Source organism: Vibrio sp. 1580, from assembly GCF_033340055.1.
Genome location: NZ_JAWOVT010000006.1, coordinates 287,174 through 305,299, shown reverse-complemented (window position 1 = coordinate 305,299; position 18,126 = coordinate 287,174). Strand labels below are relative to the sequence as shown.

Annotated in this window: 17 protein-coding genes; 12 read left to right on the top strand and 5 right to left on the bottom strand. The window is 45.6% G+C overall.

From position 1 onward, the window contains the following. Positions 1–58: 58 nt before the first annotated feature. Complete coding sequence (locus R7093_RS12400) at positions 59–898, bottom strand: 23S rRNA (adenine(2030)-N(6))-methyltransferase RlmJ (protein WP_005379158.1); 840 nt, start codon at positions 896–898, stop codon at positions 59–61. A 399-nt stretch (positions 899–1,297) separates the two neighbouring features. Here R7093_RS12400 and prlC point away from each other — a divergent pair, with 399 nt between their 5' ends. Further along, positions 1,298–3,340 carry an oligopeptidase A gene (gene prlC, locus R7093_RS12395; protein WP_025768283.1) on the top strand — a complete coding sequence of 681 codons (2,043 nt, stop codon included), beginning with the start codon at positions 1,298–1,300 and terminating at the stop codon, positions 3,338–3,340. Positions 3,341–3,406: 66 nt separating this feature from the next. On the opposite strand, the gene asnC is transcribed toward prlC, so the two are convergent. After that, positions 3,407–3,871: a transcriptional regulator AsnC gene (asnC, locus tag R7093_RS12390; RefSeq protein ID WP_005389595.1), complete on the bottom strand. Its 465-nt coding sequence runs from the start codon at positions 3,869–3,871 to the stop codon at positions 3,407–3,409. A 113-nt stretch (positions 3,872–3,984) separates the two neighbouring features. On the opposite strand from asnC, the gene R7093_RS12385 reads away from it, so the two are divergent. From R7093_RS12385 to R7093_RS12375, 3 genes are all read left to right on the top strand, one after another. Continuing rightward, complete coding sequence (locus R7093_RS12385; protein ID WP_318146677.1) at positions 3,985–7,110, top strand: EAL domain-containing protein; 3,126 nt, start codon at positions 3,985–3,987, stop codon at positions 7,108–7,110. Positions 7,111–7,199: 89 nt separating this feature from the next. Beyond that, positions 7,200–7,979, top strand: coding sequence for a class I SAM-dependent methyltransferase (locus tag R7093_RS12380; RefSeq protein WP_025768285.1), 780 nt, complete (start codon positions 7,200–7,202; stop codon positions 7,977–7,979). 186 nt (positions 7,980–8,165) lie between these two features. Further along, positions 8,166–8,738 (top strand): hypothetical protein, encoded by a 573-nt coding sequence (locus R7093_RS12375; protein ID WP_213880019.1) that lies wholly within the window; start codon positions 8,166–8,168, stop codon positions 8,736–8,738. A gap of 69 nt (positions 8,739–8,807) precedes the next feature. Here the strand turns inward: R7093_RS12375 and R7093_RS12370 are convergent, their stop codons facing one another. Then, complete coding sequence (locus R7093_RS12370) at positions 8,808–9,686, bottom strand: carboxylate/amino acid/amine transporter (protein ID WP_017635030.1); 879 nt, start codon at positions 9,684–9,686, stop codon at positions 8,808–8,810. A gap of 64 nt (positions 9,687–9,750) precedes the next feature. Then, entirely contained in the window at positions 9,751–10,176 is a 426-nt protein-coding gene (uspA, locus tag R7093_RS12365; protein ID WP_318146676.1) for a universal stress protein UspA, read from the bottom strand. A gap of 282 nt (positions 10,177–10,458) precedes the next feature. Between uspA and ftnA the strand changes: the two genes are divergently transcribed. From ftnA to R7093_RS12350, 3 genes are all read left to right on the top strand, one after another. Then, positions 10,459–10,986 (top strand): non-heme ferritin, encoded by a 528-nt coding sequence (ftnA, locus tag R7093_RS12360; protein WP_005379167.1) that lies wholly within the window; start codon positions 10,459–10,461, stop codon positions 10,984–10,986. 91 nt (positions 10,987–11,077) lie between these two features. Next, a complete protein-coding gene (gene uspB, locus R7093_RS12355) occupies positions 11,078–11,401 on the top strand; it encodes a universal stress protein UspB (RefSeq protein WP_005382937.1) in 324 nt (107 codons plus the stop codon). 179 nt (positions 11,402–11,580) lie between these two features. Beyond that, the gene (locus R7093_RS12350; protein WP_213987263.1) at positions 11,581–12,774 is read left to right on the top strand and encodes an NAD(P)/FAD-dependent oxidoreductase; all 1,194 of its coding nucleotides are present in this window, start codon (positions 11,581–11,583) and stop codon (positions 12,772–12,774) included. 93 nt (positions 12,775–12,867) lie between these two features. Here R7093_RS12350 and R7093_RS12345 read toward each other — a convergent pair whose 3' ends face one another. Continuing rightward, positions 12,868–14,211, bottom strand: coding sequence for a sigma-54 interaction domain-containing protein (locus R7093_RS12345; protein ID WP_005382945.1), 1,344 nt, complete (start codon positions 14,209–14,211; stop codon positions 12,868–12,870). Positions 14,212–14,647: 436 nt separating this feature from the next. On the opposite strand from R7093_RS12345, the gene R7093_RS12340 reads away from it, so the two are divergent. The 5 genes from R7093_RS12340 (at position 14,648) to R7093_RS12320 (ending at position 17,971) form a co-directional block, all read left to right on the top strand. Next, positions 14,648–15,199 (top strand): BON domain-containing protein, encoded by a 552-nt coding sequence (locus tag R7093_RS12340; protein WP_005379174.1) that lies wholly within the window; start codon positions 14,648–14,650, stop codon positions 15,197–15,199. Between the two features lie 45 nt (positions 15,200–15,244). Further along, complete coding sequence (locus tag R7093_RS12335; protein ID WP_005379177.1) at positions 15,245–15,421, top strand: DUF1328 family protein; 177 nt, start codon at positions 15,245–15,247, stop codon at positions 15,419–15,421. A gap of 8 nt (positions 15,422–15,429) precedes the next feature. Continuing rightward, complete coding sequence (locus R7093_RS12330; protein ID WP_005379178.1) at positions 15,430–15,627, top strand: hypothetical protein; 198 nt, start codon at positions 15,430–15,432, stop codon at positions 15,625–15,627. 103 nt (positions 15,628–15,730) lie between these two features. Continuing rightward, a complete protein-coding gene (locus tag R7093_RS12325; RefSeq protein ID WP_318146675.1) occupies positions 15,731–16,162 on the top strand; it encodes a hemerythrin domain-containing protein in 432 nt (143 codons plus the stop codon). Positions 16,163–16,306: 144 nt separating this feature from the next. Further along, a complete protein-coding gene (locus R7093_RS12320) occupies positions 16,307–17,971 on the top strand; it encodes a diacylglycerol kinase family protein (RefSeq protein WP_213987264.1) in 1,665 nt (554 codons plus the stop codon). Positions 17,972–18,126: the final 155 nt, after the last annotated feature.

Sequence of the window (18,126 nt, the reverse complement as noted above, 5' to 3'; positions counted from 1 at the left end):
AGCATAAAAAAGCGCAACGAAAATGTCGTTGCGCTTGAAGATATCAGTACTGAAGTGCTTACTCTGGCACAATCCAGTCCACTTTCCAGTGGCCAGTTGCTGGTGCGATCGCGTCTTGCAGGAATGGCAGAATCTCTTTCATCTGGCTTTCCAGTTTCCATGGCGGGTTAATCACAATCATGCCGGATGCCGTCATGCCGCGCTCGTTGGTATCCGGTGCAACACCTAACTCGATTTGCAGAATTTTACGAATACCGAGTGCTTCCAAACCTTCGATCATATCTTCGATGTCGTGACGGTTTACCACTGGGTACCAAATCGCGTAGATACCGGTGGCCCAACGTTTATGGCTCTGATGAATCGCTCGCACCACATCGCGGTACTCTTTCGCGAGTTCGTATGGTGGGTCAATCAGCACCAAACCACGACGTTCTTGTGGCGGTAAGCTTGCTTTGAGGCGTTGGAATCCGTCCTCTTTGAAGATGCTCACTTGGCGATCACGATGGAATTCTTGCTCTAACAATGGGTGATCGGCTGGGTGCAACTCGGTCAGCACCATGCGATCTTGTGGGCGGATTTGCGCGCGCGCCACACGTGGTGAGCCTGGGTAGTAACGCAGCTTCTCGCCATTGTTGAGCACTTTAATGGCATCGATGTAGCTTTTGATGTCTTCGGGAATGCTTGGGTTATCCCAAATACGTGCGATGCCTTGTTTGTATTCGCCCGTTTTTTCAGACCATTCGTGAGTCAGATCGTAACGGCCCACACCCGAGTGGGTATCGTGATAAACGAATGGCTTATCTTTTTGTTTCAGCGCATCAAGAATGAGGCTTTGAACGATGTGTTTGACCACGTCGGCATGGTTGCCAGCGTGGAAGCTGTGGCGGTAACTTAACAAATTAAACTCTCGAAACACTCTTTGGTTGAGTGTGGTCTGTGATTTTCACTCTATGGCGGTATTATACTCAAGTAACTTAAAGATGTAGAACTTCCAATCAAATCTGTTCCTCTGATAAGGGGACGCTATTGAAATTTCTTTAAGTCACCCACACTTACTATTGGTAATCGAATTGAACTAGGTGAGTTTCTCGCACTCAAAAGGGTGTGAAATTTCATTTAGGTATAACAAGACTCAAGGACAGAGTAGCGCTGGTTGACTATATGATGGTCATCGCGGCATAGAGAAAGGGAACGGAGCTCCCCCAATCCATGTTGCTGGCTCGTCTGTACATTGAGTTGGCCTATCTACACAAAATAGACAGGCAATCACAGAGTCAAAACACAAAAGGAATTATTCATGTCTAATCCTCTTCTGACGTTTACGGACCTACCTCCGTTTTCTCAAATTAAACCAGAACACATCAAGCCTGCCGTTGAGCAAGCGATTGCTGACTGCCGAGCAAAAATCGATGAAGTTCTACAAGACAACGCTCACCCAACTTGGGACAGTGTGATTGCGCCAATTGAAGAAGCGGATGATCGCTTAAGCCGCATCTGGTCGCCAGTGGGTCACATGAACTCGGTAGTGAACAGCGAAGAGCTACGTGAAGCTTACGAAAGTTGCCTACCAATTTTGTCAGAGTACGGCACTTGGGTTGGTCAGCATAAAGGGTTGTACGAAGCGTACAAAACCATCAAAGCGAGCGAAGAATTTGCAACGTTAACTCGTGCCCAGCAGAAAACCATCACTGATGCACTGCGTGATTTCGAGTTATCAGGCATTGGTTTGCCATCCGATGAGCAGCACCGTTACGGCGAGATCAGCAAACGTATGTCTGAGCTGAGCTCTAAATTCTCTAACAATGTGCTGGATGCCACCATGGGTTGGACCAAGCACATCACAGACGAGAAAGACCTAGCAGGTATGCCAGAATCGGCGCTGGCAGCAGCGAAAGCTGCCGCAGAAGCAAAAGAGTTAGATGGTTACCTCATTACGCTAGATATCCCATCTTACCTACCTGTCATGACGTACTGCGATAACCAAGAGTTGCGTAAAGAAGTGTACGAAGCGTACGTGACGCGCGCTTCTGATCGAGGTCCAAACGCAGGCAAATGGGATAACTCAGAAATCATTACTGAGCAGCTAAAACTGCGCCATGAAATTTCACGTATGCTAGGTTTCAATACTTACAGTGAAAAGTCGTTAGCAACAAAGATGGCTGAAACGCCGGATCAAGTGCTGGGCTTCCTGAATGACCTAGCGACACGTGCGAAACCGCAAGGTGAACGTGAAGTCGAAGAGTTACGTCAGTTTGCGAAAAGTGAGTTTGGTGTTGAAGAGCTGAACGTTTGGGATATCGCTTACTACAGCGAGAAACAAAAGCAGCACCTGTTCCAAATTTCGGATGAAGAACTGCGCCCATACTTCCCAGAGTCAAAAGTCGTGAGCGGTCTGTTTGAAGTGCTAAACCGCGTGTTTGGTATGATAGTAAAAGAGCGCGAAGGCGTAGACACTTGGCATGAGTCCGTGCGCTTTTTCGATATCTTTGATGCTGAAGGCACACTCCGTGGCAGTTTCTACCTAGATCTCTACGCTCGTGAACACAAACGTGGCGGCGCGTGGATGGATGATTGTCGTGGTCGTCGCGTTACGCTATCTGGCGAGCTGCAAACGCCGGTTGCGTATCTAACGTGTAACTTCAACCGTCCAGTGGGCGACAAACCAGCACTGTTCACGCACGATGAAGTCGTGACGCTATTCCATGAATTTGGTCATGGAATCCACCACATGTTGACGCAAGTTGATACAGGTGCTGTTTCAGGTATTAATGGCGTGCCTTGGGATGCGGTTGAGCTACCAAGTCAGTTCCTAGAAAACTGGTGTTGGGAAGAGGACGCTCTGGCGTTCATTTCTGGTCACTATGAGACAGGTGAGCCGCTACCGAAAGCGATGCTAGACAAAATGCTCGCAGCGAAAAACTTCCAATCTGCGATGGGTATTTTGCGTCAGCTAGAATTCGGCTTGTTCGATTTCACGCTTCACACTGAATATGACCCAGAAGTGGGTGCGCGTGTACTGGAAACTCTGGCGAAAGTGAAAGAGAAAGTCGCGGTAGTTCCTGCGGTTGAGTGGGCGCGTTTCTCACACAGCTTCGGCCATATTTTTGCTGGTGGCTACAGTGCGGGTTACTACAGCTACCTATGGGCTGAAGTGCTGTCGTCAGACGCGTATTCTCGCTTTGAAGAAGAAGGCATCTTCAACAAAGAGACGGGTCTAAGCTTCCTGAACAACATCCTAGAAATGGGAGGCAGTGAAGAGCCAATGGAGCTGTTTAAGCGCTTCCGTGGCCGCGAGCCACAAATCGATGCACTGTTGCGCCATTCGGGTATTGCGGCGTAAATTGAGCAAAAAACATCAAGGCCAACCGAACGGTTGGCCTTTTTTGTACATTTTTTATAAAAAATTTTACGGATTTACGTTGCGGTTGATCGGGTTCTGCAACGATATCAATGTCTCCGTGGACTGAACCTCATCAATGGCTTGCAGCTTGTCGATCAGTACAAATTGCAGCTCTTCAATCGATTTGCACATCAATTTGACGAATATGTTATACGCGCCCGTGGTGTAGTAAGCTTCAACGACTTCGTCGAGCGCGTTGAGTTTTTCTAACGCGGAGTGGTAATCACGAGCTGCATTGAGGTTAATACCAATAAAGCAGCACACATCGTAGCCAAGCTTTTTAGTATTGATGATCACCTCCGTTCCTTCGATGATGTCCGCCGACTTCATCTTCTCGATACGCACATGGATAGTGGCAGGGCTGACATCGAACTGCTTTGCCATTTCTGCGTAGGGCGTTCTGGCGTCAGCCATCAGTGTTTTTAATATTGCGCGGTCAAGGTCGTCGAGTTTCGGCAGGCTCGCATTCATACTATGATTTCCGTTAGGGATAGAGTTTTACCTCCCTTTTATACTCATAGCGGATAGGATTCACAAGGTTTGGCAGGAGTAACTGCGGGTTAACTCCGAGCTATGGAGATAATGTGCAGCGTTTTCTGGTTATTGCCGCGCTATGTTGGAGCGCGTTTGCTACGGCCTCAGATCCGAAGGTGTTGGTCGTGCACTCCTATCATCAGGGTTTTTTCTGGACGGACTCCATACAGCGAGGCATCGAGCAACAGCTGGGCGATCGAGCGCTGGACATGCGTGTGCTCTATCTAGACTCGAAACGTAACCAGAGTGAGCAGTTTTTTGCGCAACTAAAATCCTTGTATCTTACGAAATTACGCAAAGAGCGATTCGATGCCATTTTAGTGAGCGATAACAATGCACTTGAACTCATGCAGCGTTTAGCCCCAATCATCAAAGACACCCCAGTTATATTTAACGGCATTAATAACTACCATCCTTCTTTACATCGTTCTCTGAATGCAACCGGAGTCATGGAAGATGTCGATTTGGAAGCGAATCTCGCTCTTATTGAGCGCTTACATCCGAACTACACACAAGTTCTCATCGTCAGTGACCACTCGGTGACCGGTGAGGTGTTGCGTTATCAAATCGACAATTTTGTCCTCAAGTTCCCGCAATATCGAGACAAAATCGTACAAGTTGTCCCAGACAGTATCATCGATCTAAAACAACAAGTCGCAAAACTGAGTTCCGATAAAGTCGTCTTGTTCTGGACCTATTACCGAGATAAACAAGGTATGGTTGGCAGCGAGCGTGACTGGGTTGGTGTCAACAAAGTCTCAAACGCGCCGCTGTTTATGGTGCATGACATTGGTTTGGGTCATGGCGCAGTTGGAGGGGTTATTCAAAGTGGTTATCGGCATGGTATTGAGAGTGCAGAGATGCTTGAATTCGTTTTGGATAACCCTGATCAGCCTCTGCCTGCCGTGAAAAAAAGTGATTCTGAAATAAAGCTCGATTACCAAGCGGTAGCGCGTTGGGGATTGGGGGCTGAACAAGAGGTTTCTGCGGTATTTTTTAATAAGCCAATGAAGCTTTCTGAACGTTTTGCCAAGGAAATTCGCCTGTTTGGTAGCCTGTTGGTGGTGATGTCGGTGGTCATTTTGCTGATGGGTTATTATTTACAGCGGATGCGTCGAAGTGAGAGCGCTGTGCGAGAAAGCCAGGCTATTCTAGAATCGATTTTCGATCAGAGCATGCAGTATATGGGCATTTTGGATGCCAACGGTGTGCTTAAATCGGGCAACGATCACCTTCAATCCTTACTTTATCACCAAGGACTGCGTTTAGACCGACCACTTTGGTTTCATCCCAACTGGAGTGAGAAAGCCCAAGCGCTGCTAGAGGAGTATTTCCATGCGCCTCACCATCAAGTGTCGACGTTTGAAGCTGAAATTTGGAGTAAAGAACACGGCGCCTTGGTATTAGAAGTTTCGCTCAAGCCTTTTTCTCAGCAAGTAGGGAATCATAAGCAATACTTGTTTGAAGCGCGCGATATTACCAGTCGTAAATTGATGGAGGACAAGCTCTACCAACGTGAGTCAACCCTACGCAACTATTATGAGCAGCAGCCCGTGATGATGGTGACGCTTGATAGTAATAACCGAATTCAAGAAGTGAATCGATTTGCTCAACTACTTCTTGGCTACAAACCGATGGACATGCTCGGACATCGCCTGAGGGAGTTCTATTTTGATGACAAAGTGCTGTTCCCTCGCCAAGTGTTATTGCAACCCAACCAGCAAGTGCATGGTGTTTGGCGACGTGAAGTCGAGTATCGTCATGCAAATGGTCATCGTGTTTGGGTGCGCGAGAATATTCGTCCGCTGAGTGAATCTGAGCAACTGCTGATTGTGGGCGAAGATATTACCGAAACCAAACTGCTCTCCGAGAAATTGGAATACCAAGCTCGCTATGACTTACTGACGGGGACTTACAACAGAAACCATTTTGAACTAGAGCTTAAGACCGCACTGTGCGAAGTGGACAGCCATCGTCGAGTCCACGCCATGCTGTACCTCGACTTAGATCAGCTAAAAGTCCTCAATGATACGGTTGGGCATGATGCAGGTGATGCGGCGATTCAATTCTGCGCCAGTATGCTGGAAGGCGTTCTGCCGTACAATTCCATCTTGGCTCGAATGGGAGGCGATGAGTTTGCGGTGTTACTCAAAGACTGTGACGAATATGGCGCCATCAATATTGCCAAACTGATCATCTCGACACTAAGCGAACACCTCTTTATTTGGGAAGACACACGCCTGTTCATCAGTTGCTCAATTGGTATCCGTATCATCGATCATACCGCTGATACGCCACAAATGGTGCACGCTCAAGCAGACTCTGCTTGTCACGCCGCTAAAGAGCAAGGCCGTAACCGCTATAATCTATTCAGCTTAGATAACGAAGAGTTGCAGCGTCGTCAGATGGAAATGCAGAGCGTCAATTTGGTGCATGAGGCATTGTCGAATCAACGTTTAGAACTGTTTGCTCAACCGATAAAAAGCTTACAAAAGCACGAGACTCAAATGTATTTTGAGATTTTGGTGCGTATTCGCAATGGGTACGGTGATTATGTTTCTCCTGCGCTGTTTATCCCTGCTTCCGAGCGCTACAACATTGCCCATTGGATTGATAAGCAGGTTATTACTCAAACGCTAGAGTGGTTTGAACAGCGTCCTGAGGTGATTGAACAGCTTGGTCGCTGTTCGATAAACCTTTCAGGTCAATCTATGGGGAATCAAGAGTTTATTGACTTCTTATTGGAGCGATTGGAAAGTTCGACTCTGCCGTGTGAAAAAATCTGCTTAGAAATCACCGAGACAGCGGCGATGAGCAATCTGGATCAAGCCATTGAGCTGTTTACCAAGCTAAAGGCTTTGGGTTGCATGATTGCATTGGATGATTTCGGATCTGGATTGTCTTTATTTGGTTACTTAAAGAAACTTCCTGTCGATATCGTGAAAATTGATGGTCTTTTCGTGCAAGATATCAACGTAAATGAAATGGACCGCGTGATGGTTCGTTCAATCAATGACTTGGCGAAACAACTAGGCAAAGTGACGGTGGCGGAGTTTGTCGAAAATGACCAGGTCATGCAGCATTTGATAGACCTCGGTGTGGACTACGGCCAAGGCTACGGTATTGGTCATCCTAAGCCGCTTTCTGAGCTAGTGGAGCAACTGACGGTTGTATAACCTCTGCGTAGCAAGCTCAACCTAGCATTAATAGGTAACTTAGGTATACACTCAGCGCCAGTTACCTCGATTTTTATTGGAGCCTCCTTTTGCAACTGCAATTGATCTGTGAAAACCTGTCTCAACAATCTCATCTTGATGAACTCGCTGCGCGTTGGCGGCTTTCTCATACTGACGATAGCGATTTTGCTTTGGTGCTAACCACCGAGCGTTTGGAGCTACGTAAAGTGGATGAGCCAAAGCTGGGTGCAATCTTTGTGGATTTGATTGGTGGTGCGGTCGGTCATCGTCGCAAGTTCGGTGGTGGTAAAGGTCAGGCAATTGCGAAAGCTGCGGGGTTGAACAAAGGGGCAACGCCAACCGTGTTAGACGGCACGGCAGGTCTTGGTCGTGATGCGTTTGTGCTCGCCTCACTAGGTTGTAAAGTGCAGATGGTCGAGCGTCATCCAGTCGTCGCGGCTTTGTTAGATGATGGCTTGGATCGAGCGAAACAAGACCCAGAAATCGGCACCTGGGTATCTGAGCGCATGTCGCTAATCCATGCTTCTAGCCATGATGCGTTGGAACAATTGGCGCAAGATAAAGACTTTGTCCAGCCAGATGTGGTGTATCTTGACCCGATGTATCCGCACCCAGAAAATAAAAAGAAGTCGGCGCTCGTGAAAAAAGAAATGCGCGTTTTCCAATCGTTGGTTGGCGCTGATTTGGACGCCGATGGCCTACTAGAACCAGCCATGGCGTTAGCCACAAAGCGTGTAGTAGTTAAACGCCCAGACTATGCTAACTGGCTGAACGAGAAAAAACCGACCATGGCGATTGAAACGAAAAAAAATCGCTTCGATGTCTACGTTAAAGCATCGATGGCATAACTTCCTGACGGCTCAACTTTTCTTGTCACAGTATGGTGTATCGTGCTGTGACTCAGCCTCTCTTTCCTCGTCTCTATTGATAGTTTTCTCTTGCTAATTCCCTTCCCTGACTGTATATCTAACTAAGAATTATTATTATTTCACTTGTTGTGATGCGGTCGATAACTGGGAAGCTGGAGTAGTAGAATGGCTAAACGTTTATGTAAAATGAGTCGCAAACAGATCGCGGCAGAACTTGGTGATATCCATCGTTTAGTTGTCGCACCAAAATTCGTTTGTCGTTCTTGCGCACGCTCTTCATCGGCCAAAGATACCCTTTGTAAGCCAGCCGCAATTCCTCCACAAAAATGCCAAGACAAGCCATTGAGTGAGCAACAAGCATGTGGCTTATTGGTTGAAGCTCTGCCATCACAAGCGATTCCAGTGACAACTAAACAAAGCAACGAAAAAGCCGCGATTGTGAAGCGTGTTGTTGAGCGTGTGAAAGAGAAAAAACAAGCCGAAAAATCTCTGGAGCCAGTAAGAGCCGACGCACCAGTATGGTTTGATTTAGCGGATAAAAAATCGCTCAAGAAAGCGAAAAAAGCACTGAAAAAGCACTATAAGCAGCAAAAGAAGTTACTAAAAGTGGCGAAAAAACAACAAAAGTTACTTAAGCGTCAGCGCAAGCTTGAAGCGCGTAATGCGAAACTAGAAGTGTTGCTGCCAACGCCACCTAATGCTTTGATGAACGCAATCTCACAAGCCAAAGTGCATTAATCAAATAAAAAAACGCTCTCCAGTCGGAGAGCGTTTTTTATTGTCGAAATGTTTATAGGATTAGCTGCGTTACTTATTGGCGTAGCTCATCTCTACGCGCTTTTTCACCCAGGTTTCGTTAATCCATAGGGATAGCATGATGATCGCACCGCCAATGGCGAGTCGCATGACATCAACATCGCGGTTCCAAATCACAATGTTTACAATCAAGCCCGCCGGAACCAATGCATTGTTCATTACTGCCAGTGCACCTGCGTTCACCATAGTCGCGCCTTTGTTCCAAGCAAAGTAACCAAAACCAGAAGCAATCAACCCAAGGTATGTCAGAATGCCCCATTGTGTTGCAGTGGTAGGTAGTTTGTCGAGGTTACCCATGAGCGCGAAAGCCACGGTTGCTACACAAAGTGCACCTAAGTAGAAGTAGCCAAACACGGTGTGTTGTGGCAAATCGACGGGTTCACTCTCCATGATATATTTGTAGCCCACCTGACCGATGGCAAAGCAGAGGTTTGCTCCTTGTACGACCAAAAAGCCCAGTAGGAAATCTTCATTAATGCCTGCAAATTTAATCCAGGCGGCACCAAATACGGCTATTGCAGCGGTAACTAAGTACCAAGGTGAAAAGCGACCTTTCAAGAAGTCATAGATTAGCGTGACGTAAATGGGTGTGAATACGGTGAACAGCAATACTTCTGGCACGGAAAGGAGCAAAAAAGATTGGTAGTAGAAGCAATACATCAAGCCGAGCTGGAAGCCACCGACGGTCATCAGTTTCGCGATCAGGGGTTTGCTAACGCCACGGAATTTCAAAAAGGGAATGAAAACCAGGCTCGCCAGTGCCACGCGCATGAACACCGAGAACCAAGAATCAACCTGACCGGCGAGGTAAACGCCGATCAGGCTAAATGAGAATGCCCAAAGTAGGGTAACTGCGGATAGATAAGCCATGGATGAGAATCTTTATCAACAACAAATGTGCCCGCAGTCTAACCAAGTTTTATCGCTGCGCCAATCAGTCTTTTAGCGGTACGACCAGCATATCGACTGGTGAGCAGTTAATCAGCTGTCGAGTCGAAGATAGAATCTTGCTCCAGAAATCTTGGTGATGACCACAAACCACCAAATCAATACTGTAATCTTGAATGGTATCGCACAGCTCATTACTCAAATCGCCACTACCGACTAAAGTATGGACAATTGGGTATTGCGCATATTCAGCGAAGTTTGCCAATTGTGTGCGCGATGCTTCCATTGCTTGATGTTGCGCTTCTGCCATATTGATATCGATAAGCCCGGTGTAGAGTTCTGCGTAGTTCACGTCGATGTGAATAAAAGAGACTTTCGCATCCAGAGGTTTAGCCAGTGATACGGCTTTCTTAATCAACACTTTACTGTCGTCTGAAAGGTCGACTGCCACAAGTATGTGTTTGTAACTCATATTGCTATCTCCTTGTAAGGTCATAGTTTTAGATTAGCACCAACCCCAAAAAAAATTTGCTGAAGTGATCTCATATCGGTGCCGTAGGTACAAAGTCTTGTCTCAGTAATCATGTTATAGTGGCGTTATACCCAAGTGACTTTGATATGCTGAAATAAGCGTAGTGTTACTGACTAGAGTTGAAGTGAAACTTCGCCGTGTCTGCCAGACCAAGCTATTCTCGCAGCGTCACTTATTTCGAGGTTACTTGGGTATATTGCATGCACAATAATAGGAGTTAACATGCTGTCTCAAACTATGGTCGAACAATTGAATGAGCAAATTAACCTAGAATTTTTCTCATCCAATCTATACTTACAAATGAGTGCTTGGTGTGAAGACAAAGGTTTTGAAGGTGCGGCTGAATTTTTACGCGCTCACGCCGTAGAAGAAATGGAGCACATGCAACGCCTATTCACTTACGTGAGTGAAACTGGCTCAATGCCAATCTTAGGCGCTATTGATGCGCCTAAGCATGACTTTGCGAGCCTAGGTGACGTTTTCCGCGAGACATTTGAACATGAGCAAATGATCACGGAAAAAATCAACAAACTGGCGCACGTTGCATTTACTAGCCAAGACTACTCAACGTTTAACTTCCTACAGTGGTACGTGTCAGAACAGCACGAAGAAGAGAAGTTGTTTAAAGGGATTTTAGATAAGATCGAACTGGTAGGTGAAGACGGTAAAGCGTTGTTCTTCATCGACAAAGATCTAGCACAAATGGCGAAAGAAGGTTCATCTTCAATCATGGATGCTCCAGCTGCGTAAACGCGTTTTGGGACGTTGTAAGTAGCGGGTAAAGACGAAGTCTTGGTCGTCTTTTTCTCTTGAGCATTGTTGAAGATGTAGGGAGGAAAAGATGATCAGTGGAGACACAATCTTATTTGCGCTAATGGTGGTAACTGGAGTTAATATGATCCGGTATCTCACCGCTCTTCGTTCTCTAATTTATATCATGCGTGAAGCGCATCCGCTGTTATATCAGCAAGTTGATGGTAATGGTTTTTTTACTACTCATGGAAATGTCACCAAGCAGGTGAGGTTGTATCACTACATTAAAAGTAAAGAATATCATCATCACCACGATGAAATTTTTACTGGTAAGTGTGAAAGAGTGCGTGAATTGTTTGTTCTATCGACCGCGTTGCTCGGCGTGACGCTACTTGCGGCCTTCATTCTCTAAGAGTCAATAATCCAGAAGTTGTTCTGTCTGAGATTTTGCGGACATACAGAGCGCTTAGAGTTTAAGCGCTTTTCCCTTTCGGTATTTGTCGGTAGAATGTCGCGCCTAGAAAGCAAGGATGTGCAATGTGCACATCCTTTTTTATTTTGATTCGATACCAATCAGTCTAAGAGCTACCGATGAGTGAGAAATTTGATGTTGTTGTAATTGGCGCAGGCGCAGCAGGTTTAATGTGTGCTGCAGAAGCAGGCAAGCGAGGCCGCCGTGTTTTGGTGCTCGATCATGCTAAAAAGCCAGGACGTAAAATCCTTATCTCGGGCGGTGGTCGTTGTAACTTCACTAACTACGACGTTTCAGCTAATCACTATTTGTGTCAAAACCCGCACTTTGTTAAGTCGGCGCTCTCCCAATACACTAACTGGGATTTCATCTCGATGGTGTGTAAACATGGCATTGAGTTCGAAGAGCGTGATCACGGCCAGTTGTTTTGTGTCGATGCATTTACGGCCAAAGATATCGTGAAGATGTTGTTAGCTGAGTGTGACATGCCGAACATCGAGCAGCGTTACCAATGCGATGTTCATTCGATTGAAAAAATTGATGAAGGCTTTCGTTTGCATGCTGGTACTGAGGTTGTCGAATGTGAGTCTTTAGTTATCGCAACAGGTGGCTTGTCGATGCCAAAACTGGGAGCGACACCATTTGGTTATAAAGTCGCGGAACAATTTGGTCTTCGAGTTATCCCAACCACGGCAGGGCTTGTACCATTTACTCTGCATAAAGAAGACAAAGAAGACTTTGCTGAGTTATCTGGTATCGCGGTACCTGCGGAAATTACGGCTGAAGATGGCACCATGTTCAAAGAAGCCCTGCTCTTCACACATCGTGGGTTATCTGGTCCAGCAGTGTTACAGATTTCTTCATTCTGGCGGGCCGGACAAAAGGTGTTGATCAATCTTGTGCCAAACGATGATGTTGCTGAGTTATTAGAACGCAGTCGTGAGAAGCATCCAAATCAGTCACTCAAGAATACGCTTGCCAAAGTGCTGCCTAAGCGTCTGGTTGAAGTCTTAATTGAACGTAAAGAGCTAGTCGATAAACCGCTAAAACAGTTCAATCAAAAGGAGCTTGCGGCGATTGTGGAGCGCCTAGAGCATTGGGATATCGCCCCGAATGGCACTGAAGGCTACCGAACTGCGGAAGTGACACTCGGCGGTGTCGATACTGATCACTTATCCTCGAAAACCATGGAATGCAAAGACATTAAAGGGCTTTATTTTATTGGTGAGGTGATGGATGTGACTGGTTGGCTAGGGGGCTACAATTTTCAGTGGTGCTGGTCGAGCGGTTTTGTTGCGGGGCAGTGGGTTTAATCAAACACCAAACGCAGCCTAACTGCATAAAAGATAAGATACAAAAAGAGCACTGAGTTTTATTCAGTACTCTTTTTGTATTCTCATAGCGAGTTACTCGTCTTGATACTTTTCGAGTTTGTTATAGAGCGTTTTCACGCTAATGCCTAACTCCTGCGCTGATTCCGTTTTATTGCCTTGATTCTCTTCAAGGGTATTGAGAATGGCGGCTTTTTCTAGCTCTTCTAGCGAAACGCCCGCCGGAACAAGGTCTTCGATGCTGGTGCCTGTTTCCAATGGTGGTGTGTCGAAGATCAGGTGTTCATCTCGGATGGTGTCATCAGCCAAAATAAATGCACGCTCGATCGTGTGTTTGAGCTCACGGACATTACCTGGCCAGTCGTGTGCAGCGATTTTTTGGATCGCAGAGTCAAGAATCGTTTTGGTTTTTGCCTCATTGGCGTTGCGGTGCGCAATAAAGTGCTTGGCCAGACCGACGATATCACCGCCTCGTTCTCGCAGTGGCGGTATCGTTAATGGGAAATGCGATAAGCGGAAAAACAGATCTTCACGCAGGAACTGCTCCTCAATGGCGATTTTAGGATCACGGTTTGTAGCAGCAATGATGCGAGTATTAGCGATATGAACTGTATTACTGCCAACTGGGCGATACTCTCCGGTTTCTAGCACCCGCAATAGCTTCACTTGATGCTCGATAGGCATCTCGGTGATTTCATCTAAAAATAGGGTGCCGCCCTCTGCCTGCTTAAATACACCTTGGTGAGTTTTATTTGCTCCGGTAAAAGCGCCTTTCTCATGGCCAAACAGTTCACTATCAACCAATTCAGGGCTAATGGCACCACAGTTAATCGCTATAAAGGGCTGCTGTTTACGCTCACTCGCTAAGTGGATGGTCTGCGCCACCAGTTCTTTGCCTGATCCACTTTCACCGACAATAAGGACGTTGGCTTCTGTTTTAGCAACGCGCCTGATCATACGATAGAGCTGATGCATCGGAGAGGAAGAGCCGACCAAAAGACCAAATTGGTCAAGATCGCTGGTGGACACTTTACGCCCTTGATCTTGTTTGTGTTGATAGTACTGGCTGACTTCACTCAGGGTGTCCGTCAGAATGGCAATATCAACGGGCTTTCTGTAGTGAAAAATAGCACCCAAGTTCATCAGCTTATCCAAGTTCTCGTTTGGAGCGCCAGAGCTAATGATGATCAAGTCCATATCGTAGATGTCTTCGATATTAGAAAGACGTTGATAATCTGCACTAGTAAAGTGGGCGACTTCAACAATCGCAACTTCCGGTTTGAGTTGTAGGAAATCTTCAATCCATTGGTCTGCGGCATCGATGTCATGCAGACGAAATTTGTTCAGTTCCTGGCAAGAAGCGATGGCATTTTTAAGTGATGGATCTTGTATTCTTAGAAACAGGCTTGGCATCGACATAGAAATGTCCTCTTTACTATGACAGAAACAATGTACGTGGATTATTCTCACTTCACAAGACAAAATATTGTCAGCATAGATTTAAGGATTTGTTCGGTATTTTTATGTTGTTAGCCCCTTTTTGATATATATCGGTGAGAGCCATCAGTAGATATTTCCTTTTGTTCAGATTTTTATTTTTAAAATAATAAGTTTGCTATTAATTGATTCTGGGGAAATAGCCTTTCTGTTTTATCAGGTTATTTAGGCACAAGTGACGGAGGCTTTATCACCGATTAAAAATTACATTTTTTACGTGTAAATAATTCATGCTTATACTTTATTGCTCATCTCATTTTTACCTCTTTCCTTTATTAGTCAATTAAAAACAATGAGTTATAAAGTTGGCACATGGTTTGCTCCTAGGGAAGTGCAACGTCAATAAAGGAGAATTACTATGAATAACATCGCAGCTAAAATTGTACTTACGTCAGTTCTTGCTACTTCATCTACAGCAGTCTTAGCGAGTGATAAATGGGAAAAAGAATCCATGGACGCTTGGCTAGATGGTAAAGCTGAAACCACACTACTGCTAAACAGCAATCTCAACTCTTTTGATATCAATACCGATGTAGAGAATCAGGTCGTTACCCTTTCTGGTTCGGTAAACAATGATCTTGAAAAATCACTTGCCGAAGAGCTTGTTACTGGTCTTGATGGTGTGAAAAAAGTAAACAACGAATTGTCAGTAGTGAATGAAGGCAAGAAAGAAACTGATTCAGAAGCTTTAGCTACACTGACCGATTCTAAAATCACGACTATAGTTAAAACGCGCCTACTAATGGATACCAATGTGAGTGGTACGGATATTGATGTAACGACAGAACGCAAAACGGTAACGTTGGCAGGTAAAGTTAATTCAGATGCGGAGCATGATCTTGCAATTTCAATTGCAAATAACACCAATGACGTAAATAAGGTGATTGATAAGCTAGAAGTGGTTCAATAATAGCGAGCCGAGTGATTTAACCCACTTTTATTAGGAGGTAACACTATGGTTCGTTGGATGTTTATTTTTCTGGCACTGGCACTAATTTCTGCACTATTAGGCTTTACCGGTATTGCAGGAGCTGCTGCCTCTATCGCGCAAGTGATATTTTACCTATTCCTATTGTCATTAATTGTATCAATAGTGATTGTTCTGCTGGGAAGAAAAAACGTAAATAGATAGGAGATTCTATGCGACTTACGTCATTTATTTACCGTATCGCCGCAGTATTCGGTTTGGTGTTTGCGTTGGCAGCTTGTAGTGAAGAAGGGCCAATGGAACAGGCCGGCAAAAAGATAGATGAAGCCGCCGAAGAAACCCAAAATGCGATTGAAGATGAATGTGAAAACATTAAAGAAAACCTAAACGCTGAAGACCAAGATTGTTAGCCGAATCAGGTTAGGTTTTTACGCATAGCTATGTAAGAGAGGGGCGGTCAATCACCGCCCTTCCTTTTGTCCCAATTGTTTACAATCAGATAAGGAGTCAAAGATGAAAAACATATTTGATGTACTGAAAGAGAGTCATGAAAAGCAGCGCCTTTTACTCGATGCTCTGACGGAAACGTCTGGAGATTCCCCCGCTCGTGAAGAGTTTTACCACAACCTTAAAGAGGAACTCGAACAGCACGCAGCGGCAGAAGAGCGATTTTTCTACGCGCCTTTAATAGATAGCGATAAGACCATTGATCTCACTCGCCATGGCATCGCAGAGCATCATGAAATTGATAAAGTGATTGCACAGCTTGATGCAACCGATATGAGCTCGCCAGCGTGGCTCAACCTAATGAAAACCTTGCGTCACAAAGTGTTGCACCATCTTGAGGAAGAAGAGCAGCGTTTCTTCCAGTTAGCCGGTAAGGTAATGACCGATAAGCAGAAAATGAAACTAGCGGATGGTTATGTTGAAGAGATGGCAAGCTAGGTAGAGTGTTGGACCTTTTCGTGCCATTTCGGCACGGGAAGGCACTCAATCAAGGCGTTTACTCAAGTTCATGTATCCAAGCTCAATCCCCCGCGTATTCTAACTTCCACTAAAAAGTGCACTCGCTGAAGGCAAGGAGAGCGAATGTTTATCATCAAATATTATATTCTTGGCGCTCTGATCAGTTTATTGGCCGCTATATATACGCCTCAAATTATCGTTAGTCTGCTGTTCTTGTGGATATCTCTTTCTTTAGCGTTGGTCAGCGTAGCCTACGTATTCGACATTCCCTCTATTTTTAGAAAAAACCAAGATGGCAAGATTGTCAGGTGGATTCGCTGGGCATTCATTCCATTTTTATTGGGGGCTAGAGCGTATAACGCCTGGGAAAGACGGCGTGATACTGTGCCTCCAATCCAAAAAGTCAGCGACAATTTATACCTATCTCGCCGTTTGTTTCAGAGTGACTTAGATTTTCTCGAATCCAATGAGATCTCTTGTATTGTCGATGTCACCGCAGAATTTGCAGGCCTTGAAAGTGCGATGACCGACAAGCAGTTTCATTACCTTTCGATTCCGGTACTCGACCACAAAGCCCCAACGCTAGAGCGCCTTCGCCATGCGATTAACTGGATTGATACTCAAATCTCGTGCTCGCGGGCTGTGGTTGTGCATTGTGCGTTAGGGCGTGGTCGTTCAGTGTTTGTTGTGGCGGCGTATTTACTGAGCAAAGACCCGTCACTGACGGTTGAATCTGTGATGAAAAAAATCAATGACGTACGTAGTACCGCGAGATTAAATAAATTACAGATTAGGACGTTACGAGCGATCAGTGAAAAAGGCGTACTGGGGCTGGATCAATCCACTTGGATGGTGGTTAACCCTGTTTCAGGTGGCGGCAAATGGGAGGAAAACGAACAGCACTTGATTCGTGAGCTAACCAAAAAATATCGCTTGAGTATTCATCAAACCACCACAAACCTCAGCGCCGAGCAGCTAACACAACAGGCAAAAGAAAGTGGAGCTAAGCAAATCATCGTAGCTGGTGGCGATGGCACAGTAACAGAGGTGGCGAGCCAATTGGTGGATACCGACCTCAAACTCGGTATTGTTCCGCTCGGAACTGCCAATGCGTTATGTCATGTGCTTTATGGCGTTGGCGCAAAATTCTCACCGGTCGAAAAAGCGTGTGAAGCGTTGCTTGGCGGACACTGCCAACGTATTGATACTGCGGAATGTAATCAGCGGCTTATTTTGTTGGTCTTAGGTATTGGGCTAGAACAGAAAATGATCGAGCACGCTCAGCGAGAAGAGAAAAATGTTTTTGGGCAACTCGCTTACCTCACCGGCTTTTTTAATGCTGTAGTGGCGGAAGAAACGCAAGCTTTAACCGTTTCGTTAGACGATCCAACTGAAGATGGAAACCACGACAAGAATACACAAACGCTTGAAATCCATAGTTTTGTCGTTGCGAATATCGCTCCATTTAGTACGTTGCTTGCCCAAGGTGGTGATGCGCCGCAGCCTGATGATGGCAAGCTGCATATCACATATTTAGATAACACCGAGTCTTTAGGCGGACGTCTTATCGCCTTGTCGGATCTGACATTAACGAGCGTAGGCGCACAGGAAGAATCGACACATTTTCAATACGCGACGGCTCAGAGTGTCACTATTTCTGCGAATAAGCCGATTGAGTATGTGATTGATGGTGAACTGTATTCTGATGAGCAACTGGCAATCAAGCTGCGTCCAAAGTCATTGAACGTATTTGTTCCAGGCCAGAGACGTAAATCATCTTCGCTTTAACACTGTAATCCGCGGATAACGCGCCATTTGCTTCGTATTCTACATGGCGCTTTTTCTGTGTTGTTTGATGATTTGGTGTGCGTCGTAAAAAGGCTATCAAGGTCGCTGCGTAGTAGATGCAGCGGCTTTTTTTCTATCTGCACCTTTTACTAGGT

What these genes read in the sequence shown, in the direction of transcription:
- prlC (WP_025768283.1), top strand. Translation starts at nt 1,298, where the DNA reads ATGTCTAATCCTCTTCTGACGTTTACGGACCTACCTCCGTTTTCTCAA.
- asnC (WP_005389595.1), bottom strand. Translation starts at nt 3,871, where the DNA reads ATGAATGCGAGCCTGCCGAAACTCGACGACCTTGACCGCGCAATATTA.
- R7093_RS12375 (WP_213880019.1), top strand. Translation starts at nt 8,166, where the DNA reads ATGGCTAAACGTTTATGTAAAATGAGTCGCAAACAGATCGCGGCAGAA.
- R7093_RS12370 (WP_017635030.1), bottom strand. Translation starts at nt 9,686, where the DNA reads ATGGCTTATCTATCCGCAGTTACCCTACTTTGGGCATTCTCATTTAGC.
- uspA (WP_318146676.1), bottom strand. Translation starts at nt 10,176, where the DNA reads ATGAGTTACAAACACATACTTGTGGCAGTCGACCTTTCAGACGACAGT.
- ftnA (WP_005379167.1), top strand. Translation starts at nt 10,459, where the DNA reads ATGCTGTCTCAAACTATGGTCGAACAATTGAATGAGCAAATTAACCTA.
- uspB (WP_005382937.1), top strand. Translation starts at nt 11,078, where the DNA reads ATGATCAGTGGAGACACAATCTTATTTGCGCTAATGGTGGTAACTGGA.
- R7093_RS12350 (WP_213987263.1), top strand. Translation starts at nt 11,581, where the DNA reads ATGAGTGAGAAATTTGATGTTGTTGTAATTGGCGCAGGCGCAGCAGGT.
- R7093_RS12345 (WP_005382945.1), bottom strand. Translation starts at nt 14,211, where the DNA reads ATGTCGATGCCAAGCCTGTTTCTAAGAATACAAGATCCATCACTTAAA.
- R7093_RS12340 (WP_005379174.1), top strand. Translation starts at nt 14,648, where the DNA reads ATGAATAACATCGCAGCTAAAATTGTACTTACGTCAGTTCTTGCTACT.
- R7093_RS12335 (WP_005379177.1), top strand. Translation starts at nt 15,245, where the DNA reads ATGGTTCGTTGGATGTTTATTTTTCTGGCACTGGCACTAATTTCTGCA.
- R7093_RS12330 (WP_005379178.1), top strand. Translation starts at nt 15,430, where the DNA reads ATGCGACTTACGTCATTTATTTACCGTATCGCCGCAGTATTCGGTTTG.
- R7093_RS12325 (WP_318146675.1), top strand. Translation starts at nt 15,731, where the DNA reads ATGAAAAACATATTTGATGTACTGAAAGAGAGTCATGAAAAGCAGCGC.
- R7093_RS12320 (WP_213987264.1), top strand. Translation starts at nt 16,307, where the DNA reads ATGTTTATCATCAAATATTATATTCTTGGCGCTCTGATCAGTTTATTG.